The sequence below is a fragment of the Burkholderia sp. AU38729 genome (genome assembly GCF_020419725.1).
Classification (GTDB): Bacteria; Pseudomonadota; Gammaproteobacteria; order Burkholderiales; family Burkholderiaceae; genus Burkholderia.
Window position 1 is genome coordinate 1 of the sequence record NZ_JAIZQO010000030.1, and the last position, 1,692, is coordinate 1,692.

Here is a 1,692-nt window from a genome sequence, read left to right on the forward strand (position 1 = left end):
CAATGTCATACCCGGATTCAGATGTCCACCTTCCAGCCATTTAAAAATGTCCGGTTTTAAGGTTGTTTTTGCTGCGTCTTTTTCCTCGTTTTGAGCATTACGCAGTGTCGAAGGTCGGCGCCTGAACGGGCAGGGCGCTCACGTTTGTTTCGCTAGCCTTTGCAGACCGACGGCCAGGTTTGGTTGGCGGCTTTGCGGTTTGCCGACGTTGCGCCAGCTCCACGATCACATGCTCGACGTCGGCCTGCGTGATCTCGCGTTGCTTCTTCTTGCCCGCTTGGGGTTCGTTTCGGTCGGTCCGGGTTGAGTCGCCACGATGCGTTCGAGACGGGGCTTTACCGATTCGACTGTTATCGCGTTGCGCCTGCAGCGCTTGGGCGACCTGTAGCACATGGCTCAAACGCTTGTGCTCAACGACGGCACCTTGATCGATTTCGGCCAGGCGATCGTATTGCCTGCAGCTCAACGCACGATCGTCAGCCCGAATCTCGATCCGCCCATCCGGGTACTCCCATACCTCGATCTGACGGTCGATCAACTTCCGGTTCTCCGGCGTATCGTCCAGCAAGTACATCACCCGGTCGTACTGAACCGTGAGCGACTTCGTTACCTTCCGTGGCTCGCGCCACGTCAGCGCCCGGTCCAGACTCTCGTTGGCCCGCAACGGCCGGTGCGCATTGAAGTCGCTCTTTGGCGGCTTCGCGAAGCGCGTGTTGTAGGCGACCATGAAGGAGGGCGCGTAAGCGTTGGCGTCGGCCACCGTGTTGATGCCGCGCAATCGCATCTCCTTGACCAATCGATCCTGCAACGTCAAGTGCGCTCGCTCCACGCGCCCCTTGGCCGAGCTGCTGTTCGCGCAGAACGTGTCGATGTTCAGCTCGTACATCGCCCGGCCAAACGGCGTCACGCGATTGCCAGTCTTGCCCGGCTTCACGTTGCGGAACACGCTGGCCTTGTCGCTGTAGAACGCTCCCGGCTTGCCATGGCGTTCGATATACGTCCGCGTGGCCTCGAAGTAGCTGAACGTCGATTCGGTCTGCGTGAAGTGCAGCATCATCAATCGGCTCGTCGCATCGTCCACATACACCAGCAGCGTGCAGGCCGGTGCCCGTTCCTCGAACCATCGATGATCGCTGCCGTCGATCTGGATCAACTCGCCCAAGCATGCGCGACGCGCTCGCGGCTGATAAACCTTCGGCGGACGCTGCCGACGCGGAATCCACAAGCCAGCGTCCGTCATCAGCTTCCTGACCGTCTCCTTGGCCAGCCCAATGCCGTGACACTCCCAGAGCTTCTCGCAGGCCAACGTCGGCCCGAAATCGGCGTAGCGATCGCGGATGATCGACAGCGCCCGATCGGCAGCTCCCGGGTCGAGGCGGCGATTGCCGGGCTTCGCTCGGTGCCCTGATACCAAACCTGCCGGACCGTGCTCACGCAACCGGGCGACCAGCCGGCGAACCTGGCGTGTCGTCAACTCCAGCCGTTCCGCAGCACGCCACGGCTTGAGCTTGCCGTCGGCTACATCCTGAATGACCTTGAATCGGTCCAGTTCGCGCATCGTCATCGTGATCCGTTCCGTTACAGCCATCGCAGCCTCCGGCGCCGGACACCCGGCGACCGAACAGCTTACGCGGCCCGAAAGCGGACATTTCTATGTAGCCAAAAGCGGACATTTCAATCTAGCCACTACAA

Annotated in this window: 1 protein-coding gene; it reads right to left on the bottom strand. The window is 60.9% G+C overall.

Annotation, left to right across the window (positions count from 1 at the left end; genetic code table 11):
- Nucleotides 1-97 precede the first annotated feature (97 nt).
- Complete coding sequence (locus LGM56_RS36660; protein WP_089496927.1) at nt 98-1,588, bottom strand: ISNCY family transposase; 1,491 nt, start codon at nt 1,586-1,588, stop codon at nt 98-100.
- Nucleotides 1,589-1,692 lie beyond the last annotated feature (104 nt).

Excerpts from the sequence above, each read along its gene's own strand:
- LGM56_RS36660 (WP_089496927.1), bottom strand. The coding sequence starts at position 1,588 with ATGGCTGTAACGGAACGGATCACGATGACGATGCGCGAACTGGACCGA.